This window comes from Deinococcus radiopugnans ATCC 19172 (assembly GCF_006335125.1).
GTDB lineage: Bacteria > Deinococcota > Deinococci > Deinococcales > Deinococcaceae > Deinococcus > Deinococcus radiopugnans.
The window spans coordinates 52,346-71,226 of record NZ_VDMO01000010.1 but is presented as its reverse complement, the minus strand read 5'-3'; the positions used below and the strand labels follow the sequence as shown (position 1 = coordinate 71,226).

Annotated in this window: 25 protein-coding genes and 1 tRNA gene; 10 read left to right on the top strand and 16 right to left on the bottom strand. The window is 66.2% G+C overall.

The features are described 5' to 3' along the window. Nucleotides 1–115 precede the first annotated feature (115 nt). On the top strand, nt 116–379 hold the full coding sequence (locus FHR04_RS10680; protein ID WP_039687102.1) for an acylphosphatase: 264 nt from the start codon (nt 116–118) through the stop codon (nt 377–379). 17 nt (nt 380–396) lie between these two features. Here the strand turns inward: FHR04_RS10680 and FHR04_RS10675 are convergent, their stop codons facing one another. The 7 genes from FHR04_RS10675 to FHR04_RS10645 all read right to left on the bottom strand — a co-directional run bounded on the left by FHR04_RS10675 (nt 397) and on the right by FHR04_RS10645 (nt 5,810). Further along, entirely contained in the window at nt 397–969 is a 573-nt protein-coding gene (locus FHR04_RS10675; protein WP_139403168.1) for a GNAT family N-acetyltransferase, read from the bottom strand. 9 nt (nt 970–978) lie between these two features. Further along, the gene (locus FHR04_RS10670) at nt 979–1,659 is read right to left on the bottom strand and encodes a phosphate signaling complex PhoU family protein (protein WP_139403164.1); all 681 of its coding nucleotides are present in this window, start codon (nt 1,657–1,659) and stop codon (nt 979–981) included. Nucleotides 1,660–1,873: 214 nt separating this feature from the next. Then, nucleotides 1,874–2,464 carry a protein-methionine-sulfoxide reductase heme-binding subunit MsrQ gene (locus FHR04_RS10665; protein ID WP_249039083.1) on the bottom strand — a complete coding sequence of 197 codons (591 nt, stop codon included), beginning with the start codon at nt 2,462–2,464 and terminating at the stop codon, nt 1,874–1,876. Nucleotides 2,465–2,553: 89 nt separating this feature from the next. Continuing rightward, on the bottom strand, nt 2,554–3,546 hold the full coding sequence (gene msrP, locus FHR04_RS10660) for a protein-methionine-sulfoxide reductase catalytic subunit MsrP (RefSeq protein ID WP_139403158.1): 993 nt from the start codon (nt 3,544–3,546) through the stop codon (nt 2,554–2,556). 410 nt (nt 3,547–3,956) lie between these two features. After that, nucleotides 3,957–4,352: a barstar family protein gene (locus tag FHR04_RS10655; RefSeq protein ID WP_221265342.1), complete on the bottom strand. Its 396-nt coding sequence runs from the start codon at nt 4,350–4,352 to the stop codon at nt 3,957–3,959. Next, nucleotides 4,352–4,807 (bottom strand): guanyl-specific ribonuclease, encoded by a 456-nt coding sequence (locus FHR04_RS10650; RefSeq protein ID WP_139403155.1) that lies wholly within the window; start codon nt 4,805–4,807, stop codon nt 4,352–4,354. Before FHR04_RS10650 ends, FHR04_RS10655 begins: the two co-directional genes overlap by 1 nt. Before the next feature lie 16 nt (nt 4,808–4,823). Next, the gene (locus tag FHR04_RS10645) at nt 4,824–5,810 is read right to left on the bottom strand and encodes a heme-dependent oxidative N-demethylase subunit alpha family protein (protein WP_139403153.1); all 987 of its coding nucleotides are present in this window, start codon (nt 5,808–5,810) and stop codon (nt 4,824–4,826) included. A 79-nt stretch (nt 5,811–5,889) separates the two neighbouring features. On the opposite strand from FHR04_RS10645, the gene hemB reads away from it, so the two are divergent. The 5 genes from hemB (at nt 5,890) to FHR04_RS10620 (ending at nt 8,796) form a co-directional block, all read left to right on the top strand. Continuing rightward, nucleotides 5,890–6,951, top strand: coding sequence for a porphobilinogen synthase (gene hemB, locus FHR04_RS10640; protein ID WP_170213922.1), 1,062 nt, complete (start codon nt 5,890–5,892; stop codon nt 6,949–6,951). Further along, entirely contained in the window at nt 6,948–7,538 is a 591-nt protein-coding gene (locus FHR04_RS10635) for a cyclin-dependent kinase inhibitor 3 family protein (protein WP_249039082.1), read from the top strand. Before hemB ends, FHR04_RS10635 begins: the two co-directional genes overlap by 4 nt. Nucleotides 7,539–7,565: 27 nt before the next feature. Then, nucleotides 7,566–7,877, top strand: a complete 312-nt coding sequence (locus tag FHR04_RS10630) for an antibiotic biosynthesis monooxygenase family protein (RefSeq protein ID WP_139403151.1) — start codon at nt 7,566–7,568, stop codon at nt 7,875–7,877. Nucleotides 7,878–7,933: 56 nt separating this feature from the next. Next, nucleotides 7,934–8,446 carry a hypothetical protein gene (locus FHR04_RS10625; protein WP_249039081.1) on the top strand — a complete coding sequence of 171 codons (513 nt, stop codon included), beginning with the start codon at nt 7,934–7,936 and terminating at the stop codon, nt 8,444–8,446. Between the two features lie 155 nt (nt 8,447–8,601). After that, nucleotides 8,602–8,796, top strand: a complete 195-nt coding sequence (locus FHR04_RS10620; RefSeq protein ID WP_139403149.1) for a hypothetical protein — start codon at nt 8,602–8,604, stop codon at nt 8,794–8,796. A gap of 26 nt (nt 8,797–8,822) precedes the next feature. Here FHR04_RS10620 and FHR04_RS10615 read toward each other — a convergent pair whose 3' ends face one another. Genes FHR04_RS10615 through sdhC form a run of 4 tightly spaced genes read right to left on the bottom strand, consistent with a single transcriptional unit; the run spans nt 8,823 to nt 12,175 of the window. Further along, a complete protein-coding gene (locus tag FHR04_RS10615) occupies nt 8,823–9,593 on the bottom strand; it encodes a succinate dehydrogenase iron-sulfur subunit (protein WP_039684243.1) in 771 nt (256 codons plus the stop codon). A 56-nt stretch (nt 9,594–9,649) separates the two neighbouring features. Next, nucleotides 9,650–11,401, bottom strand: a complete 1,752-nt coding sequence (gene sdhA / locus FHR04_RS10610; protein ID WP_039684242.1) for a succinate dehydrogenase flavoprotein subunit — start codon at nt 11,399–11,401, stop codon at nt 9,650–9,652. 38 nt (nt 11,402–11,439) lie between these two features. Then, nucleotides 11,440–11,817: a succinate dehydrogenase hydrophobic membrane anchor subunit gene (locus FHR04_RS10605; RefSeq protein WP_039684240.1), complete on the bottom strand. Its 378-nt coding sequence runs from the start codon at nt 11,815–11,817 to the stop codon at nt 11,440–11,442. A gap of 1 nt (nt 11,818) precedes the next feature. Beyond that, nucleotides 11,819–12,175: a succinate dehydrogenase, cytochrome b556 subunit gene (sdhC, locus tag FHR04_RS10600; RefSeq protein ID WP_039684238.1), complete on the bottom strand. Its 357-nt coding sequence runs from the start codon at nt 12,173–12,175 to the stop codon at nt 11,819–11,821. A gap of 276 nt (nt 12,176–12,451) precedes the next feature. Here sdhC and FHR04_RS21180 point away from each other — a divergent pair, with 276 nt between their 5' ends. Next, nucleotides 12,452–12,778, top strand: a complete 327-nt coding sequence (locus FHR04_RS21180; protein WP_179162725.1) for a hypothetical protein — start codon at nt 12,452–12,454, stop codon at nt 12,776–12,778. Nucleotides 12,779–12,861: 83 nt separating this feature from the next. On the opposite strand, the gene FHR04_RS10590 is transcribed toward FHR04_RS21180, so the two are convergent. Next, nucleotides 12,862–15,369: a BTB/POZ domain-containing protein gene (locus FHR04_RS10590; protein ID WP_139403147.1), complete on the bottom strand. Its 2,508-nt coding sequence runs from the start codon at nt 15,367–15,369 to the stop codon at nt 12,862–12,864. A gap of 188 nt (nt 15,370–15,557) precedes the next feature. On the opposite strand from FHR04_RS10590, the gene FHR04_RS10585 reads away from it, so the two are divergent. After that, a tRNA-Val gene (locus FHR04_RS10585) sits at nt 15,558–15,632 on the top strand. Between the two features lie 477 nt (nt 15,633–16,109). Here FHR04_RS10585 and FHR04_RS10580 read toward each other — a convergent pair. Further along, a complete protein-coding gene (locus FHR04_RS10580) occupies nt 16,110–16,673 on the bottom strand; it encodes a hypothetical protein (protein ID WP_139403145.1) in 564 nt (187 codons plus the stop codon). Between FHR04_RS10580 and FHR04_RS10575 the strand changes: the two genes are divergently transcribed. Next, nucleotides 16,663–17,259 carry an ATP-binding protein gene (locus FHR04_RS10575; protein WP_249039080.1) on the top strand — a complete coding sequence of 199 codons (597 nt, stop codon included), beginning with the start codon at nt 16,663–16,665 and terminating at the stop codon, nt 17,257–17,259. The genes FHR04_RS10580 and FHR04_RS10575 overlap by 11 nt on opposite strands. A 2-nt stretch (nt 17,260–17,261) precedes the next feature. On the opposite strand, the gene FHR04_RS10570 is transcribed toward FHR04_RS10575, so the two are convergent. Continuing rightward, nucleotides 17,262–17,645 (bottom strand): hypothetical protein, encoded by a 384-nt coding sequence (locus tag FHR04_RS10570; protein WP_139403143.1) that lies wholly within the window; start codon nt 17,643–17,645, stop codon nt 17,262–17,264. A 61-nt stretch (nt 17,646–17,706) separates the two neighbouring features. On the opposite strand from FHR04_RS10570, the gene FHR04_RS10565 reads away from it, so the two are divergent. Next, entirely contained in the window at nt 17,707–18,051 is a 345-nt protein-coding gene (locus tag FHR04_RS10565; RefSeq protein WP_139403141.1) for a hypothetical protein, read from the top strand. A 2-nt stretch (nt 18,052–18,053) separates the two neighbouring features. On the opposite strand, the gene FHR04_RS10560 is transcribed toward FHR04_RS10565, so the two are convergent. Then, entirely contained in the window at nt 18,054–18,290 is a 237-nt protein-coding gene (locus FHR04_RS10560) for a DUF7669 domain-containing protein (protein WP_081995078.1), read from the bottom strand. 146 nt (nt 18,291–18,436) lie between these two features. Then, the gene (locus FHR04_RS10555; protein ID WP_139403139.1) at nt 18,437–18,814 is read right to left on the bottom strand and encodes a hypothetical protein; all 378 of its coding nucleotides are present in this window, start codon (nt 18,812–18,814) and stop codon (nt 18,437–18,439) included. Between the last annotated feature and the right edge of the window lie 67 nt (nt 18,815–18,881).

Below are 18,881 nucleotides of genomic sequence, written 5' to 3'. Positions count from 1 at the left end.
GGCCGCGCGCATTGCAGGTATTCTAAAGGCCAGCGCGTGAGTTGGCAGCCCCGCCGCTCACCGGACCGTCAGATTTCCACCCTCTGTTGCCCTGGTGGGCGTTACCCTGGGAACCATGCGTCTGACTGCCCTGGTGATCGGCGACGTGCAGGGGGTCGGCTACCGCCTGTACGTCCAGAGATATGCCCGAGATCTGAACTTGCAAGGTTACGCCGAGAACCTGACCGATGGCCGTGTGGAGGTCGTCGCCGAGGGCCACGAGGCCGATCTGGAGCGCCTGCTGCACTGGCTGCGGCGCGGCCCGCCCCACGCCCGCGTGCGCGACGTGCAGACCCAGATGAGCGAGGCGACGGGGCTGCGGGACTTTCATATTTATTAGTCAGGCCTGTTGAGGAGTTAGGCTCCCTCAACCCGGCGGGTCATGTGGTTATAGCCGTGCCCGCCCAGTTGCCGTTCTTCCGCCAGCACGAAGCCCTCGCGCTGGTACAGCCGGGCGGCGCGGTTGCCGTGTTCCACCAGCAGCCCCACTTGCTCCAGCCCTTGTGCGGCGGCCTGTGCCGATGCCTCCTGCAACAGCCGGGCGCCGAGGCCATGCCCCCGCGCCGCTTCGGTGACCGCCAGGGTGTCCAGGTACCACTCGCCGGGCTGGCCCTCGGAGGGAAAGTCGTCCGGCAGGCCCCGCTCCCGCAGGTGCGCCCGGAACGGTTCGTCCAGCGCCGCTGCCGCCGCACCGGCGTAGCCCAGCAGCAGGCCCAGCGTCTCGCCGTCACGCTGCGCGATCCACACGTTCTGGAAGCTCAGGCGGTTGCCGGGCCGGGCGAAGAAGGCCAGCATCACGCCCTCGGCTTCGGCGTCTGACGCCGCCCCGATCAGGATCAGGCCGATGTGGCCGATGGTCTCCTGAATCAGGGGAACGGCAAACGCGGCGTCGTCTGGCGTGGCGGGGCGGACGGTGACAGGCTCAGTCATGCCCGCAGGCTAGTGCGTCGGGGCGGCCTGCTGCCTAGTGACCCGGCCCAGCACCAGCGCCTCGAGCCGCTCGGCCACGTTGACCAGATGGTCTCCCAACCGCTCCAGATTGCGCGCGATCTGCCCGGCGGCCAGGGCCACCTCGGTGTCCTCGGGGCGCTCCAGCAGCCGGGTCAGGCTGGCGCGGCCCATCTGCTCGTACAGGGCGTCCACCTGCTCGTAGTCCAGCCGCATCACCTCGCGGGCCGCGCTCAGATCGCGCTCGGCGAAGGCGTAGGCCAGCCGCTCCAGCATCCGCGACAGCAGCCTGACCAGCGGCAGCACGTCCTGCAGGGTGGCGCTGCGGGCGCGCGGGGCAAACCGTTCTAAGTCGCGGGCCAGCTTCAGCGCGTAGTCGCCCACCCGTTCCAGGTTGGTCAGGCTGCGGAAGACCACCAGATGAAAGGCCAGCTCGTCCTCGCTCAGCGGCGCGGCAAAGGCGCGCAGGCAGGCGTCCTCGATCTCGCGTTCCAGCTCGTTGGTCTCCTGCTCCAGCGCCCCCGCGCGGGCGGTCAGGCCAGCGAACTCGGCGCGGGCGTCGGCGTCGCGCACGGCTTCGAGCTGCTCCAGCGCAATGCTCAGCATCCGCAGAAACCGGGCCGTGACCTGCTCCACGCTGGCCGCGCCGCTGGGAGTGGAGGAGAGGGTCATGCGGCCAGTATGGCGTTTCTGTGCCAGGTCAGGGTCAGGGCGGCGCCCGCCAGGCGTTCGCGTTCAGACGAAGCGCCCCGTCCGGTCTGCCTCGGTCCCCCGTGGTGCGGCGACTGATATAGCCTGGCGGTGGGGCCATGTGCCATCCGGTCACCTGCGAAAAAGGCACGCCGCCCCTCCCGGAGCAGAGGGGGCGGCGCACGGAAGCGGCTTCTCAGGTGGGGCTGGCCTTTTTCCGTGTCGGCCTGCGCTTAAGGAAACGCACCGCGAACAGCGCGGCGATCACCCCGGCGTAGATCAGCGGCGGCGTGTGATCCTGCTTGACCCCCCAGTAGTAGTGCAGCGCCCCCAGCGCCACGGCCAGATACACCAGCTGGTGCAGCCGCGTCCACCTCTGGAAGCCCAGCCTCTTGACCGAGTTCCGGCCGCTTGTCAGGGCCAGCGGCACGAGCAGCAGCAGCGCCGTGAAACCCACCGTCACGAAGGGGCGTTCCAGCACGTCTTCGAGCATCAGGCCCAGGCTGAAGCCGTGATCGAACAGGTAGATCAGGAAGTGCAGCGCGGCGTAGCCGAAGGCCAGCAGCCCCAGCGCCTTGCGGATGCGTGCCGGCCACGTCCAGCCGGTCAGCAGCCGCAGCGGCGTGCAGGCCAGCGACGCCACCAGCAGCGCCAGCGTCAGCAGGCCGGTCTGCAGGGTGGCCCGCTGAATAGGATTGGCCCCCAGCGCCCCCGTGTAGGCGTCCCAGATCAGCACCGCCACCGGCAGCAGGCCGCCCACCGTCACTGCCGGCACCAGCCAGCCCACGGAGGCCGCCTGACGGCGCGGTTGATACGCACGTCGGGCCGGTGCGCTTGCCACAGGTGGCGGGCGGCGCGCGTCTCCAGTGCTCATGCTTAGAAGTTCTTCCGGAGGTCCATGCCCTTGTATAGCCCGGCCACCTCGTCGGCGTAGCCGTTGAACGGCAGGGTCTTGCGGCGGCCCAATTCCCCGATGCGGCGCTCGGTGGCCTGGCTCCAGCGCGGGTGCGGCACGGCGGGATTGACGTTGGCGTAAAAGCCGTACTCGCTGGGCGCGGCGCGCATCCAGGTGGTCTGCGGCTGCTTTTCCGTCAGGGTGATCTTCACGATGCTCTTGATGCCTTTAAAGCCGTACTTCCACGGCACCACCAGCCGCAGCGGCGCGCCGTTCTGACCGGGCAGCACCTTGCCGTGCAGGCCCACCGCCATGAAGGCCAGCGGATGCAGCGCCTCGTCCAGCCTCAGGCCCTCCACGTAAGGCCAGTCCAGCACGTTTCCCCGCTGTCCCGGCAACTGCTTGGGGTCCAGCAGCGCGGTGAACTGCACGTACTTTGCCTTGCTGGTCGGCTCCAGGCGGCGAATCAGCCCGGCCAGCGGGAAGCCCAGCCACGGCATGACCATGCTCCAGCCCTCCACGCAGCGCATGCGGTAGATCCGGTCTTCCAGCGGAAACCACGACTGCAGGGTGTCGATGTCCACGGTCTGGGGCTTCTTGACCTCGCCGTCGATTTTCACCGTCCACGGACGCGGCTTTAGGCTGCCCGCGTTCCGGGCCGGATCGGCCTTGTCGGTGCCGAGTTCGTAGAAGTTGTTGTAGGTGGTGGCCTGCTGGTAAGGCGTGACCGCTTCCTTGGTGTCGTACGGCCCCAGCGGACGGTTCGGGCGCACGAAGTCGGTGCCCTGGGCCTCGGCGCTGCCTGCACCGGGCCGGCGGGTCAGCACCTCCAGACCACCGCCCAAGGCGGCCACCGTGCCAGTAAACAGCGCGGCGCTGCGCAGGAATTCGCGGCGGGGGTTCAGGCTGCTGCCGGGCACCAGAATGCGGCGCTCGTCCGGGTTGCTGTCGGTGTGCTCAGGTTTGTGACTCATGACGGTCCTCCTGTGATGGGCTGTGCCTCTCGTTCAGCTATATGCAGTCTGCGCTTGATCGGTTCACCAAACCGTCATAGGCTTTGCCAAAACGGCAGGAGCATGGGCATTCTCTTCAGGCCACGTGAGCGGCCATCGGCGCATGGCACCTCAACGGGTTTACGTCAGGCGGCATCGTTTGAGGGGCGCCGGACTTGCACTGGCAGCGCCGCCGCTCTGGTGCTGGGTTGCGCTTTAGAACATTTGTCAAAAGAGCTGTCTGATTTTGACCGAACGGACTGGCACAGCTCGCAGAGAGGGAGTGAATTTCAACGAGCAGTTGGGACTGATTCAGCTCCGAAGGAGAGAATGGAGGCATCAGAAGTCTCCTTTTCTGATGCTGTAATTCGGACAACTGCTTTAGAAGTCTCTCACCAGTTCGCCGGATCGCTTTCGAGTTCCTCGGACAGCAGCCACAGTTGACGGCCATGCTCGGCGGCGTCGCGCTGGGCGTCGAGCAACACCCGTTCCAGTTCGCCGCTCAGGTGTGGATGGCGGTGGCAAAAATGTTCGAAGTCGCGCAGCAGCAGCCCCAGTTTGGCGGGCCGGGCCTCCGGGTCGGTCAGCACGTCGTACAGGGCGTCCCAGTTGCGCCCGAAATTGTCGGTCAGGGCCAGTCCGCGCAGCAGCGCCAGCATCAGCGACTCCTTGTCGTGCACGTCCGAGAACACCACCTCGCGCAGGGCCACCTGATACCCGGCGGCCAGCATGCGCGGCTCGTGCGGAGCCTTCTGAATGCCCTCGGGGGCCTCGTCAAACACTTGCATCACGGACGGATCCTCCTGAAACTGGCGTAGTGGTCGGCAGTGTAGTAGCACTCGGCGGTGCGGGTGACCGGCTGGCCGCCGCACACGATGCGCCGCGCGCCCCGGTCGCCCTCGCCGGGAGTGGGCACGGTGTATTCGCGGTAGTAGCCGCTCGCCTGCCGGGGCAGGATCCGCTCCCGGTTGCCGAAGGTCACGCCGTCCTTGCGGTAGCGGAATGGGCCGCCCCCCGCGATGTCCTGCAGAACCTGGGTCCCCTCGCGCGGCAGGTCGCTGGCGTCGATCCAGCGCAGGCCGCTCTGAGGGTCACGGCTGGCGGTGGCTGGAGTCGACGGAGAGCGGGTCTGGGTCTGGGTCTGGGCAGGCGGCTGCGCCTGCGCCGTGTCCTGACCTCCGGCGGGCAGCTCACACCCCGCGAGAAAGGCGGCCAGCAGGGGCGTCAGCAGGAGGGCGCGCATGTTCACGGCCCCTACTCTAGAGCGCCCGCGCCTCCAGCCAGATGAGGAGTTCGGGCAGAACGCCGCGCAAACCCTTGTAGATCTGCTGCTCCGGCGTCATGGTCCGCAGCGCGGCGGCCAGTGCGTGGGCCTGTGCAGGCGTCTGGACCGCCACGTCTAACGGGTACACGTACGGGCGGATGGTAAACAGCGCTCCGTGCGCCGCCGGGAACCCGGTCAGGGTCTGGCGCTCCACCCGGAGAAACGTCTGATCTGGATCAAAGGCAGCCGCTTCTCCTGCCCCCAGCGCGGCGGGATGATGGTCTAGCCGGTCATCTCGGGTGAGGCCCCAGGCAAAGCGCACGAAGGGGCCGCGCCCGATCACCGCGTCCACCAGCCGGGGCGCGGTGGCGTTCATGGGGCCGCTGCCCGCCACCGGGGCGTGGACCGCCACGAAATCCCGGCCCAGCTTGTCGCGCGGGTCCCAGCGTTCCGGCGACAGCACGTGCGTGGCCGCCAGCCAGTCGCGCCCGGTGTGCGGGTCTCGCGCGATGATCGCCAGGTCTTCGGGGGCGTTCAGGCCCAGGAAATCCAGCGCGCCCCTCGGTTCCAGGTCACCGCGCACCCCCGCGAGCGGAGCGTCGAAACGGCGCAGGTCCGCCACTCCACCCCAGCGGAGGTCCAGGCGAGCCTGCCAGCCCAGCCGCCGGTTGTGCGGGGTCTGCCCGTCCCAGGCCACCACCCCGCCGCTGTCGGCGTCCAGCGTGCGCGCCGTGAAGGTCAGGGCCGCCGCGCGCAACTCGGGCGATAGATTCGCCTCACCCGCGTATTCGTGCAGGCCCCGGCGGTGGGCCGCCCATTTGCTGACCACGAAACGCTCGTACCCGTCGTCCAGGGCGAAGGTGTGCGTCTCCGCCATGCTGTCCTCGCGCCAGGGAATCGGCTGCGTGCCCATGCGGAACAGCCCCGCCGAGACCGTGTAAGCGCCGTTCAGGAAGGGGCGGTAGACGGTGGGCGCGGGCATGGGGAAAGTGTGGCAGAAAGCCGGGAGCCTCTTTCTCATCTTCCATTTCTGGACGGGCATCCGCGTTAGCCTGTGGCCCATGCCAGAACGTCCCCGGCGACTGCGCCGCACCCCCGCCCTGCGCGCCCTGACCCGCGAGGTCAGCCTCAGCCCCGCGCACCTGATCTACCCGATCTTCGTCCACGAACAGCCTGGCGAATCCCCCATCGCCTCCATGCCCGGCGTGAGCCGCCACAGCATCGACGGCGCCACCACGCAGGCGCGTGAGGCCCTGCGGCTGGGCGTGCCCAGCGTCATCCTGTTCGGCATTCCGGACCACAAGGATGCCAGGGGCAGCGGGGCGTATGCCGACGACGGCATCATTCAGCGGGCCACCCGCGCCATCAAGACGGCGGTGCCGGCACTGACCGTCATGGCCGACACCTGCCTGTGCGAGTACACCGATCACGGCCACTGCGGCCCGCTGTGCGAGGTGCCCGGCCAGAGCGGCGCCGAAGCCTGGACCGTGGACAACGACCGCAGCCTGGAACTGCTCGCGCTCACTGCCGTATCGCAGGCCCGGGCCGGGGCCGACGTGGTGGCCCCCAGCGCCATGATGGACGGGCAGGTGGGGGCCATCCGCGCCGCCCTGGACGCGGCGGGTTTCAGCGACATTCCGATCATGAGCTACGCGGTCAAGTACGCCAGCGCGTATTACGGCCCCTTCCGGGACGCGGCGGGGTCGGCGCCCAGCGTGGGCAACCGCGCCACCTACCAGATGGACCCGGCGGGCGGCCACCGCGAGGCGCTGCGCGAGGCCCGGCTGGACGCCGAGCAGGGTGCGGACACGCTGATGGTCAAGCCGGCGCTGGCGTATCTGGACGTGGTGCGGCTGCTGCGCGACGCCTTCGATCTGCCGCTGGTGGCGTACAACGTCAGCGGGGAATACTCGCTGGTCAAGGCCGCCGCGCAACTGGGCTTCATGGACGAGCGGCGCACCGTGCTGGAAAACCTGACCGCCATGCGCCGCGCCGGCGCCGACGCGATCATCACCTACCACGCGCTGGACGCCGCGCGCTGGCTGACCCAGGACGTCTTGCAGGAGGACGCCCTGCGTCCGGTTGGCGCGCGGCAAGACGCCGCACCGGAGAATGGCGCGTGAGCCCTTCGTCCCGCACCAACAGCCCAGCGGCCAGCAGCCCGGCCTCCGACAGCCCGATTCGCGTGGACTGGATTCCCACCGGCCTGTGGCCCGGACGGCTGGGCCTGACCTTTGCCCCCGGCAAAAAGGGGCGCAGCGTCGTTCAGGCGGGGGTGACGCATGACCGCGACGTGCACGGCGACATGCAGACGCTGGCGGCGGATGGGGCCACCGTCCTGGCCCCGCTGATCGAGGACTTCGAGTTCGACATGCTGGGCATGGACGGGTACCACGCCGCCGCCGAGCTGAACAATCTGGAGGTCAAGGCCTTCGCCATTCCCGACCGGCACGCGCCCGGCAGACGTGCGGATTTTGCCGCCTTCATCGACGAATTGATGACCGATCTGCTGGACGGGCGTGGCGTGGTGGTGCACTGCCGGGGCGGACTGGGACGCGCAGGGCTGGCTGCGGCCTGCCTGCTGGTCCAGGGCGGCATGGCCCCGGACGAGGCCGTCACGCTGGTCCGCCGGACCCGCAGTCCACAGGCCATCGAAACGCGCGAGCAGTTGCAGTTCGTCCACGATTTTGCCGACGCCCGGCCCGTCTGAGCGCCCCTTCCCACCGGAGGTTTTGCCATGATCACCGTTGCCAACCGCATGTACGTCAGCCCCGAATACCGTGAGCAGTTCGAGCAGCGCTTTCGCCAGCGCGCCGGATTGGTGGACGGCATGCCCGGCTTCCTCGCCAACCACGTGCTGCGCCCCACCAAGGAGGGCGAACCCTACGTGGTCCTGACGTTCTGGGACAGCCGCGAGGCCTTCGAGGCCTGGACCTCCAGCGACGCCTTCCGCCAGGGCCACGCCCGCAGCGGCGCGCTGCCCAAAGAGGCCTTCAACGGACCCGGCGGTCTGGAAGTGCACGAGGTGCTGGAGTTCGGCGCCGGCTGAGCGGTCCCCGTCGCGTGGCTCATGGCCCCGTCAGGCGCGCGCCCTACACTGAGGGCATGATGAACCGAATCCCAGTGCTGCTGGGCGCCGTCCTTGCGGGCGTGCTGGCGTCCTGCGCCCCCACCGTGGCCGGCCCGCAGCTGGGCCGCATCGTCAACAGCGTGACCGGGCAGGAGGGCACCGTCAGTTTCGTGCGTGGCACCCTGCAACCGCGTCTGGGCAACCCCTTCGCGGCGGACAACGCCACCATCCGCATTGGCGGTCAGACCTACAGCGGACGCACCGCCATCCTGAACGGCAGCGCGGCCAGCCTGCTGCCCGCCGGCCTGGGCCTGAGCCTCTCGGTGGGTGGCAGTGCGGCCGTCGGCGAGAACGGCGCGGTGGCGGTCGGCACCCGCCTGGACACGCCCCGGCCCGGCGCTCCTGCGGTCCGCAGCGGCAACCTGATCGCCCGCACCGCCGGCACGCCCACCCTGACCCTGACCTGCACCCTGACCGTTGACGAATCTGAACACGGCATCGGCGAATGCACCGGCAACGACGGCGTGAAGTACGCGCTGCAATTCTGACCACGAATGGTCCGGTAGTCGTCTGCCTGCGGCGGCAGCGTGCGCTTGCTGGACGGGTTCGACGCGGCCTCCCTGGCGGAAACGCTGGCGGGCCGCATTGCCTGAGCGTGGGCAGCCACCTTCGCTCCGACTCCGAGATGTTTGTCGGTGTGACGGTGAGCGAGCAACAGACTGCGCTGGAAAGTCTCGCCGAATTCCACCGCCATAAGATTGATCTGGCCGGCGAGATTCTGGTGATCAATGTCGGCCGTGACGTGGGCGAGAGCACCCGCGCCGAAATTGAATATGCCCGCGCTCGGGGCAAGCGGGTGCGCTGGCTGGAACCAGAAGAAGGGCGCGGAAAGCCGTAGCCTCCGCGCCCCTCCTGAACTCTGCCCTACGCCTGCTGGTACATCACCGCGCGCTTGACTTCCTCGATCAGCTGGGTGATCGGGATGTCGCGCGGGCACGCCTCGGTGCAGTTGTAGGCGGTGCGGCAGCGCCACACGCCGGTGTTCTGGTTCATGATGTTCAGCCGCTGCTGGGTGGCCTCGTCGCGGCTGTCGAAGATAAAGCGGTGGGCCTGCACGATGCTGGCCGGGCCGAGGTACGAGCCGTTGACCCAGAAGATCGGGCAGGAGGTGGTGCAGCACGCGCACAGGATGCAGTTGCTGGACTGCGCCATGCGCTCGGCCTCTTCCTCGGACTGGATGCGCTCGGCGGCGGGGGCCGGCGACTCGTTGATGAAGTACGGCATGATCGCCTTGTAGGAGTCGAAGAACGGCTCCATGTCGACCAGCAGATCCTTTTCCACCTTCAGGCCGCGAATCGGCTCGACGGTGATGGTGCCGCCGTCCTTGGCCACGTCGCGCACCAGGGTCTTACAGGCCAGACGGTTGCGCCCGTTGATCAGCATGGCGTCCGAACCGCAGATGCCGTGCATGCACGAGCGCCGGAAGGTCAGGCTGTGATCGTGGTACCACTTGACCTCGTTGATCACGTCCAGCACGCGGTCACCGGCCTGCGCGTCGATGGCGTAGGTTTCCCAGTGCGCCTTGCGGTCCTTTTCTGGATCGAAGCGCAGAATCTTGACTTTGATGTGCAGCATCGGCAGCGCCTGCTGTGCGGCGGCTGGGGCGGTGCTGGTTTCGTGTTGCGTTTGGGTCATTTGGAATTCCTTTGAGGGAAGAAGCTGGAGAGAGGTCTTCTCCCCTCAGTCACGGATCAGTACACGCGGGCTTTCGGCTCGAAGGCGCGGGTAAAGCCTTTGAGCGCCACGTCCTTGTAGCCGATCAGGACGTTGCCGGGCCGGTCCAGATCCTTGTAGGCCATGGTGTGCTTGAGCCAGTTGACGTCGTCGCGGGTGTGGTAGTCGGCGCGGTCATGCGCCCCACGCGACTCGGTGCGGTTCAGGGCGCTGGCGGTCATGGCCTCGGCGCAGTCGAGCATGAAGCCCAGTTCCATGACCTCGATCAGTTCGGAGTTGTAGCGCAGGCTGGGGTCGCCCACGTTCACGTCCTGGTAGCGCGACTTCAGCTCCTTGAGGATCTCGACCTGCTTCTCCATGTCCGGCCCGTTGCGGAAGATGCCGACGTTGTTCATCATCGATTCCTGCATTTCCTTGCGGATCAGCGCCGGGTTTTCCTTGCCGCTGCCGCTGCGCAGGCCGTCGAACATATCCTTGGTGTCGCGCTGCGGGTCGTCAGGCAGATCGGGGAATTCCACCTGGCGGGCGTACTGCGCGGCGTAGATGCCGGCGCGGCGGCCGAAAACCACCAGGTCGCCCAGACTGTTGGTGCCCAGGCGATTGGCGCCGTGCAGCGACACGCAGGCCTGCTCGCCCGCCGCGTACAGCCCCTCGATGCTGCCGCCGTTGCCGTCGCTCAGGCACAGGCCGTTCAGGTCGGTGGGAATGCCGCCCATCGCGTAGTGCGCCGTGGGCTGCACCGGCACCAGATCCTTGACCGGGTCCATGCCCAGGTAGGTGCGCGCCAGGTCCGTGATCTCGGCCAGCTTGCCCTCGATCACCTCGCGCGGCAGGTGGGTCAGGTCGATGTTGACGGCGTCCTTGTCGCGGCCCACGCCCCGGCCCTCGCGGATCTCGCTGATGATGCTGCGCGAAACGATGTCGCGCGGCGCGAGGTCCTTGATGGTCGGTGCGTAGCGTTCCATGAAGCGCTCGCCGCTGTCGTTGCGCAGGATGCCGCCCTCACCACGGATACCCTCGGTGACCAGGATGCCCAGCTTGGCGAGGCCGGTGGGGTGGAACTGGTAGAACTCCATGTCCTCCAGCGGCAGGCCCTTGCGGTAGTAGATGCTCATCAGGTCGCCGGTCAGGGTCAGCGCGTTGCTGGTGATCTTGAAGATGCGCCCGTAGCCGCCCGCCGCCAGAATCACGGCCTTGGCGTGGAAGGTGTGGATCTCGCCGGTCGCGAGTTCATAGGCCACCACGCCCCGGCAGCGCCCGTCCTCGATCAGCAGGTCGGTGACGTGGAACTCGTTGAAGAACTTGGTCCCTTCCTTGACGTTCTGCTGGTACAGCGTCTGAAGGATCATGTGGCCGGTGCGGTCCTTGGCGTAGCAGCTGCGTTCCACGGCGGCCTTGCCGAACTCGCGGGTGTGGCCGCCGAACTTGCGCTGGGCGATCTTGCCTTCCGGCGTGCGCGAGAAGGGCAGGCCCATGTGTTCCAGTTCGTACACCGCGTCGATGATGTCCTTGGAGAACACCTCGGCCGCGTCCTGATCGGTCAGGTAGTCGCCGCCCTTGACCGTGTCGAACATGTGCCATTCCCAGTGGTCCTCGGCGACGTTGCCCAGCGCCGCGCCGATGCCGCCCTGCGCCGCGCCGGTGTGCGAGCGGGTGGGGTACAGCTTGGAGATACACGCCACCGAGACATTGCCCTTGGCGGCGTACAGGGCGGCCATCAGTCCTGCGCCGCCCGCGCCGATGACCAGTACGTCATAACGATGTTGCATAGTCAGTTACGTCCTTTCAAAGCTCTCAGAGAAACGGCTCAGATCGAGAACAGGCCGATGGTGCCGAAGGCAAAGACCAGCGCCACCACCGTGTAGAACACGCCCTTGACCCAGGCGCGGTTGGGGCGGGTGCGGATGTAGTCCTCGATGGAGTACCGCGCCCCGTTGGTGCCGTGCATCAGCGCCAGCGCCAGGATCAGCCAGTCGTAGAACTTCCACGCCGGATTGGCCAGCTTGCCCACCACCGCCGTAAAGGTGGCGTCGGACTCGGAGACCTGAATAAACGTCATGTAGATGTGGCCCAGCACCAGGAACACCAGGATCAGGCCGCTGATGCGCATGAAAATCCACCAGTTCAGCTCGGCGTTGCTGTGCGACTGCTGTTTCGCGTCAATAAACGTTCTCGCGCGGATCATTCTAGTAGCCTCCCAGCAGGCGCGGCAGCAGGGTCCAGGCCGCGTAGAGACCGCTGATCACGGTCAGGACCATCACGGCGTACCACATCTGGCGCTGGTAGGCCACGCCCGCCCCGGTAAAGTCCATCACGATGATGCGCAGGCCGTTGAAAGCGTGATACACCACGCCCGCCGTGATGAACACCAGCCCGATGCGGAAGACCGGCCAGTCATAGGTCTCGTGAATCGCCATGTAAAACCGCTCGCCAAAAATAAATGAGCCGATGCTGAAGACATGAATCAGCAGATACGCCAGGATCGCGATTCCCGACAGGCGGTGAAGCATGAATGCCCATTGCCCCTCTCTTCCCTTGTACATTCGTTCCTCCCCAGGTTGCCCGTGGGCCCCTCAGCCCTGAACCCACAGCCCGGACTTCTACTCGGCCCGTATTTTAAGGCGGGCATTTTGCCGTGTGGGTAACCATCATGACCGTTGCCATCCGGCGATTTTCAACCTGCACAGGATAACACCCGTCCCTCTGTTTGGCGCCCCGGAGCGGCGCACGGCTGCCGCGCCGGGCTGTCACCCGCTGGGGAGCAGCCGCCGCCCCGGGGTGGCTCCCAGCCACCGTCCGGCCGCGCTACTCTGAAGCGCATGAGCGATGTCAATCCTTTCAAGACCCCCGAGCAGGAGGCCGAATTCACGCGCAAGCTGGTGCTGGGCCTGCTGAGCACCCTGGAAAACAAGGGGTTGCTGACTTCACCCGAGCTGGACTCGATCCTGCGCGCCGCCCGGCTGGCCGCGTATCCGGTGGCCCCAGCCCGCACCGCCGGTCCGGCCGGCCCCGGCACCCACTGGGTCAAGCCCGGCCAGGCCCCGAAGGAAATGGACCGCACCACGCCCATCGGGATTCCAGACGTGCGGGCCGGTGGCAAGGACGGCAAAGAGAACCCGCTGATGATCGATATGGAACTGGACTGAAACCGAACTTAGAAGTGTAAGGGGCCACACGCAGTTAATCGCGTTGGCCCCATTGATTTAATGGAAATGGAGTCTGGCGGAAATCAGCGCAGCGTGGTCACAAAACCGACCTCCATACCGTCGTTCGGACTGAATTCGGACGTGAGAACGGCGAGTCCTCCGCCAGCCAGCGTGACGGCACGGTTGGTGTTGCCCAGCGAAACGTGACTGAACTTGCTGCCGTTGAGATCGAGACGCCCTACCCCGTCGCTGTGAAAGCTCCATAGAATCGTTGGGTTTTTGCGGTCGAAGCCGATCAGGGTGCCTGGGTTGGTGTCGTTGAAAATGGTGACGGTGCCGTCGGCATTTAACCGCCGCAGAGGCCCATTCTCGGTGAAATAGACGGTGCCGTTGTCGTCGATTGCCACGCTGCTCAGGCTGTTGGTCAGATCGAGCTTGGTCACTTCGCCTGTAACCGCATTGATTTTGAGTCCCCCCGCAGAATACTGAGGACGGTACAGCATCCACCGTCCATTGTTGCTGCGGAAGAGTTGACCGCCAGAGCTGTACGCCTGAGCCGCATCCACGATTTCTGTGGTGCCAGTGGTGGGTGTCCAGCGCACCAGTCGAAACTGATAACCGTAGGCGGCAGCTGTACTCTGAACAAACACCAGCCTTCCCAGATGGTCCACCGCTCCGGAGGTCGCGCCATCCGGCGCAACCGCACCTGGAATAGCACCCTTGTCGGTCACCACCCATGTTGCGCCTGACCCTAATGCCAGCACCGCCGCGTCAGGCAGTCCGAAAAGGTGATAGACGGGTCCGGTCACGGTAATGGCGGCGCTATCCTTGCCGTCCACGACGTGCCTGAGGGTCGTTTCGAAGCCGCCAGCACCATATTTATCACGGGTGACCCAGATGCCCGCGTCGCCTGCCGCCAGTCCGAACTGGCTGACATAGCCGAGCGCCACGCGGGTGGGACGAACAGTCAGCCGCACGGGTGGACCGTCGCCGTCTGCCCCGGCGCTGTCAGATGAGGTCACCTGAACGCTGCTGGTCCCTAACTCAGCGTCCGTAGCAACCGTCAATGGAATTTTCAGCGTCGTCGACTCCATGGGCTTGACCTGAACAGAAACCGGTGCCGCCATCACGCCTTTGGGCAGCCCAGTCAAGGACAGGGTCGTCGTGCCCTGAAAGCCGAACGCGCTGCTGACCAAGACTTCGATAGAGCCTGTCCCGCCCTGATAGACCGAAATTCCGTTGTAGGCATACGGGATTGAAACCGCCACAGACGGTTTCGGAACTTCCAGATTCAGGCTGGCGGTGGCACTGCTGCCCTCACCCCGTGCCGTGATGGTGACTGGGATCACCCCTGGCTTGAGCGAGGCGTCACTGGTGAGGGTCAGGCTGCCTGTGGCAGGCCTGTCTTTGGTCACGCTGACCGTCATGGGCGTTGCCTTGACGCCGCCCGGCAAGTTCTCGGCACTGACAGTCACCGTGCCGCTGAAGCCCATCACGCTGCTCAGAACAAAGGGAACTTCAACGGTGCTGTCGCGGCCAAGCGTGAGTGGGAAGGGTGAAACGAAGAGGTCGAAGCCAGGACGGACTGCCGTGACCTTCCCGGTGCCGCTCCCGACCTGCTTGGAATTCGAATCCTTGATCAGGAGTTCAAATGGCATATCGTTCAGGTTGGGCTTTCCCGTGTACCGGAACGTCAGTTTGGTTGCCAGAAGCTGGGGCTCCAGATCCAGTATCCTGAGCCGCGCTGTACGTCCGCCTGTTGCCTGTGCACTTACCTTGGGCAGAGGATTGAGCGTCAGGGTGGCTGGTTCGACGCTCAGCCCTGCGACGTTGGTGGAAAGCTGCACAACGCCGGAATAATTGCCGATCTGGATCAGGCGTGCGTTCACCGTCATCAGGTCATTGTCGGCGAACATCAGACTTTCCGGGTCAAGGCGCACTGCCACCCTTGGTGTGGCCGAAGTGAAGGTTAATTCAGCGCGGTTGCCAGACGCTGCATTTCTCACCGTGACGTTCTGGCCCTCACCTGCGAAAACCAGTGTGTTCCAGCCCTTGACTGCCTGGATGTCGTCTTTCTCAGTCATGACCGTGCCGTCGGAGCGGGTGTACTGGCACTCTCCCTTGAATGTGAAGGGACGGTCCGAATACAGGCGGTAGACCAGGGGATTGGGCAGCATGGCGTCAGGGCCATCAACAATCTTTTCCCGAATGGTTCCAATCAGATCACCCTCAGGGCTGTAGGCGTTCAGGCTCAGGCTTTCAAGGACACGGGCCTGAGGGTCCGTATTGGTTCCGGTACATCCCTCGCCATAGAAGCCCCCCATTAGATCTTCAGATCCTGGGATCAACTGAGATAGATCCAGAGTCAGAATGTTGTTCTTAACTGTCGCCTCGCCGAAAAAAGGGTTGTCGTAGCTCAGAAGACTGGCGCTGTCGATCTGTAGATCTGTCCCTGTAATTTTCCCCGAAATGAGGATGTTGCTGAGCGTGGATGTGGGCGGTGATGTGAGCGGTGGGGTGCCGCCTCCGCCGCAGGCAGAAAGGAGGGCGCTGAGGCTGAGAACAGCCGGGAGAATCAGAAGTTTCTTCATAAAACTTCAGAATTCTAATTCAGCAATTGGGATGCGGGGTGCGAATTTTCGTGTCTCCGCCCGGATGCGCCGGCTTCATTAAGATCGGTCAGTTTGCTGGACAAGAGAGTAGAGGTCAGTGGACCCGTCCTATTGGCCGCTGGCTCTTGATCCTCCTCGCCAGACCTCGTACCATAGGCCCCCGGATTGGGCGGTTAGCTCAGCGGTAGAGCGTTCGCCTTACAAGCGAGTGGTCGTAGGTTCAAATCCTATACCGCCCACCAAAAAAGCCCGCCCAGCGCGGGTTTTTCATTTGAAGTAAAACGGTCCCCGGTGCGCCATGCGTAACGCGTGCGTAACCGCTCAATCCGCCCCCAGCAACTCGGACAGGTTCAGCGCCCACTTCTCGCGCTCCGAGGTGAACACCGTCCGGTACTGGGTCAGGGTGAAGGCCGGGCTGGCGTGGCCCAGCTGCTTGCTCACCGCCTCCACCGGCACGCCGCCGCGCAGGGCCAGCGTAAGTGTGTGGCAGGCCGTGGCCCGGCAGCTCGCGCACCCTGGCCGCCGCGCAGCTGCGCGTCATGTCCCGCTTCAGGTTGCCTGGCAGCAGAGCGTTGCCGAACGAATTCACGAACACCCGCCCGCTGTCGCCTCAGGGCCGCCTGCGCTGGTAGTCCCGGCGGTGCCCGCGCACCGCGCCGTTCAGCGCCGCCTTGTGCAGGGCCTGCTGGGCCAGCACCCCGCGCAGCAGCGTCACCGTGTCAGGGGAGAGGTAGACCGTCCGGCGGGACTTGCTGGTCTTGGGTGAGGTGAGGATCACGCCGTGCAGGCCCTCGGCCACGATCTCGCGCACGTGGGCCTGGGCCGCGTCCGGATACGTCCTGCCAGCGCAGCCCCACCGCCTCACCGCGGCGCATTCCCGTCGAGAGCGCGAACAGCAGCGGCGCCTCCCGGTGGTCTGCCGCCGCTGCCCCGGCGAACGCGGCGGCTTCCTCGGCGGTGAAGCTAGGCAGCGCGCCCTGTTCCTTGCCCCGGGCTGGCGTCGGCTTGACCACCTCGGTCACGTTGCGGGTGACCAGTTCCAGGCGCTGGGCATCCCTCAGGGCAGAGATCAGGAACTGACGCACCTGGCGCTGAGAGGACGCGCCCAGACCCGCCCGGTTCAGGCCGTTGAACAGGCGGCGCAGGTGGGCGGGGGAGAGCTTCTGCAGCCGCTCCTTGTCGAGGACCGGCAGGATGTGGCGCTCCAGATGATCGAACTGGATCTCATGTGCCCACACCGCCCGCCTGGCCGCCCAGTACGCACGCGCCGGGGTGCAGGGCACCCTGTACCACCTGGGCTGGAAGAACGTCCAGATCGAGCACGAGAGCTGGCGCATGGCCCGCGCCCTGGGGGAGAGCGTCGCGGATATGCTGGCCGACTGCATCAACGTGGCGATGGTGGACCTCAAGGGCCGCGGTAAGACCCAGACCGAGGGGCTGCTGGCCAGGGACGCCATCGACGCCGGGCATTCCGCGCTGGTGGTGAGCTGGGCCGAGTGGGTGGACGAGGTCCAAAGCGATTACACCCGCCGCGCCCGCACCCAGGCCGAGCACGTCGCCACGCTGGCCGGGCCGGACCTGCTGGTGCTGGACGACGTGGGCGCAGGCGGCAGCAAGGAGGGCGAGATCGAGCGCAAGCTGTTCACCCGCGTGATCGGCGCGCGCTACAACGCCCGCAAGCCCACGGTGATCACCGCCAACCTCAGCAAGAAAGAGCTGGAGGCCGCGATGGGGGACCGCGCCTTTGACCGCATCCAGCACGCCTGTGAGTGGGTGGTGTTCGACGGGCCGCAGTACCGCGCCGAGGTGGAGAGTGCGCGGGTGCAGGGCACGCTGGCGCGCATCCGGCAAGCGGCGGGGCGGCGGTGACGCTAATTCGACAGGCCCACCACGGTGTGTGCCCCCGCGCCGGACGTCTCGTCCCAGCGCAGCGGCCACGCGTAGTACCAGACCCCCTCTATCCGCACGCCCAGCGGCTTGCGGTACGGTGGACGAAAGGTGACGTCCGGAAGTTCGAGCATCCAGCGGGTGTCCAGGGCAGCCAGGCCCCGAAGCTGCACGTCGCGCCCCTGCTCGCGGACCACGCCCTCAACTTCGTCTGGCGTCAGGTCAGAGACGTCGAACGGCACGGTCATCCCCTCGGGCTGGAGAAGCGCCGTGTGGCCGTCATACGCCACCGCGCTCAGGCAGGGAATCTCAAGGATGCCTGTCCGCGGGAACGTCTTCGAGGTGATGGGATACATCGGTGGCGTCATGCGGCTGAGGCTACGCCCGAGAGGGCCGAGGGTGCGAAAGGCCGGGCGAGGCGGCGGACCCATGCCTGACCTCAGCGAAGCCCAGACCGAGGCCCAGATCAGCGACGTCCTGACCCGCCACGGCCGGTACCCGGTCAAAACCGACGCCGCCCTGGTGATTCTTGGCTGGGGCCGCGTTTCACGCTCCCACATTCCGCAGGGCTTCCCAGACATGACCTATCTGCTGGCCCTGCCCGGCACCCCGCTGGGTCTGGCCGCGCTGGTGGAGAAGCACGCCGAACTGCACGACCAGTACGGCCTCCACGCCCACGTCCTGCGCGAGCCGCCCCCGGCGCTGGCGCTGGTGACCGAGGCGCGGCGCGTGGTGGGCCTGCTGCGAGACCGTCAGCGGGGAGGGCAGGCGTGACGTCAGAGCAGCCGAAACAGACCGCGCCCCACGCGTTCCAGGTCCTGGTATTTCCCCGCCCCTGGGCCGACGGCGTTGCTGCACATCTCGGTGGCGACGTGGCGGCGGATGGTGGTGTCCAGGTGGCGGGTGCCGCGTTCGCGCATGGCAGCGACGATCTCCTGGGTCGTAAAGGTTCCTTCCGTGCGCTCACGACACAACTTGCGGGCGACAGCGAGAATTTCGTCACGGCAAGTCATGCGTCCATTGTGCATGGGTTGCAGGAACCCCGTCGACTGTGCCCTGCTCCCAAGCCCCTGCCGCCCCGTTTGCGCGCCTGGCCCCGTCACCCATTGCCGAGCCGTCAGGCCCTGGACGGTGCGACGTGGCTGGGGTGAAGTGGGGCCTACCTGTACAGGCCCAAGACGACATAACGCCCGGCCACGACGGTGGGCACCGTGTTGATCGGGGAAATGTAGTACCAGATGTCCTCAATCTCAGTCCCAAGCGTCTTCTGACTCATGGTGGTGGCCTCCATCACCCCGATCAGCCAGTCCACGTCGACAGCAATCAATCCCTGAATGGTCCACATCTCCACTCGCTCGCTGCGGGCCCGATCGAAGTCTCTTTCAGACAGGGTGGCAAAGTCGAAAGGCACGGTCCGGCCCTCAGACTGAAGCAGGGCCGTCTTGCCGTTGAACGACTGTGCGGCGTAGCAGGGCACGTCAATGACCCCAGCTCTGGGAATGGTCGTGCTGGAAATGGGAGACATCACGGGGGTCACATCGCGAGAGTACCGTCGCGCCCTTCCAGGGGGACCCGAGCATGAACCAACCCTCAGTCTTGCCTGG

What these genes read in the sequence shown, in the direction of transcription:
- FHR04_RS10680 (WP_039687102.1), top strand. Translation starts at nt 116, where the DNA reads ATGCGTCTGACTGCCCTGGTGATCGGCGACGTGCAGGGGGTCGGCTAC.
- FHR04_RS10675 (WP_139403168.1), bottom strand. Translation starts at nt 969, where the DNA reads ATGACTGAGCCTGTCACCGTCCGCCCCGCCACGCCAGACGACGCCGCG.
- FHR04_RS10670 (WP_139403164.1), bottom strand. Translation starts at nt 1,659, where the DNA reads ATGACCCTCTCCTCCACTCCCAGCGGCGCGGCCAGCGTGGAGCAGGTC.
- msrP (WP_139403158.1), bottom strand. Translation starts at nt 3,546, where the DNA reads ATGAGTCACAAACCTGAGCACACCGACAGCAACCCGGACGAGCGCCGC.
- FHR04_RS10655 (WP_221265342.1), bottom strand. Translation starts at nt 4,352, where the DNA reads ATGCAAGTGTTTGACGAGGCCCCCGAGGGCATTCAGAAGGCTCCGCAC.
- FHR04_RS10650 (WP_139403155.1), bottom strand. Translation starts at nt 4,807, where the DNA reads ATGCGCGCCCTCCTGCTGACGCCCCTGCTGGCCGCCTTTCTCGCGGGG.
- FHR04_RS10645 (WP_139403153.1), bottom strand. Translation starts at nt 5,810, where the DNA reads ATGCCCGCGCCCACCGTCTACCGCCCCTTCCTGAACGGCGCTTACACG.
- hemB (WP_170213922.1), top strand. Translation starts at nt 5,890, where the DNA reads ATGCCAGAACGTCCCCGGCGACTGCGCCGCACCCCCGCCCTGCGCGCC.
- FHR04_RS10630 (WP_139403151.1), top strand. Translation starts at nt 7,566, where the DNA reads ATGATCACCGTTGCCAACCGCATGTACGTCAGCCCCGAATACCGTGAG.
- FHR04_RS10625 (WP_249039081.1), top strand. Translation starts at nt 7,934, where the DNA reads ATGATGAACCGAATCCCAGTGCTGCTGGGCGCCGTCCTTGCGGGCGTG.
- FHR04_RS10615 (WP_039684243.1), bottom strand. Translation starts at nt 9,593, where the DNA reads ATGACCCAAACGCAACACGAAACCAGCACCGCCCCAGCCGCCGCACAG.
- sdhA (WP_039684242.1), bottom strand. Translation starts at nt 11,401, where the DNA reads ATGCAACATCGTTATGACGTACTGGTCATCGGCGCGGGCGGCGCAGGA.
- FHR04_RS10605 (WP_039684240.1), bottom strand. Translation starts at nt 11,817, where the DNA reads ATGATCCGCGCGAGAACGTTTATTGACGCGAAACAGCAGTCGCACAGC.
- sdhC (WP_039684238.1), bottom strand. Translation starts at nt 12,175, where the DNA reads ATGTACAAGGGAAGAGAGGGGCAATGGGCATTCATGCTTCACCGCCTG.
- FHR04_RS21180 (WP_179162725.1), top strand. Translation starts at nt 12,452, where the DNA reads ATGAGCGATGTCAATCCTTTCAAGACCCCCGAGCAGGAGGCCGAATTC.
- FHR04_RS10590 (WP_139403147.1), bottom strand. Translation starts at nt 15,369, where the DNA reads ATGAAGAAACTTCTGATTCTCCCGGCTGTTCTCAGCCTCAGCGCCCTC.
- FHR04_RS10570 (WP_139403143.1), bottom strand. Translation starts at nt 17,645, where the DNA reads ATGACGCCACCGATGTATCCCATCACCTCGAAGACGTTCCCGCGGACA.
- FHR04_RS10565 (WP_139403141.1), top strand. Translation starts at nt 17,707, where the DNA reads ATGCCTGACCTCAGCGAAGCCCAGACCGAGGCCCAGATCAGCGACGTC.
- FHR04_RS10560 (WP_081995078.1), bottom strand. Translation starts at nt 18,290, where the DNA reads ATGACTTGCCGTGACGAAATTCTCGCTGTCGCCCGCAAGTTGTGTCGT.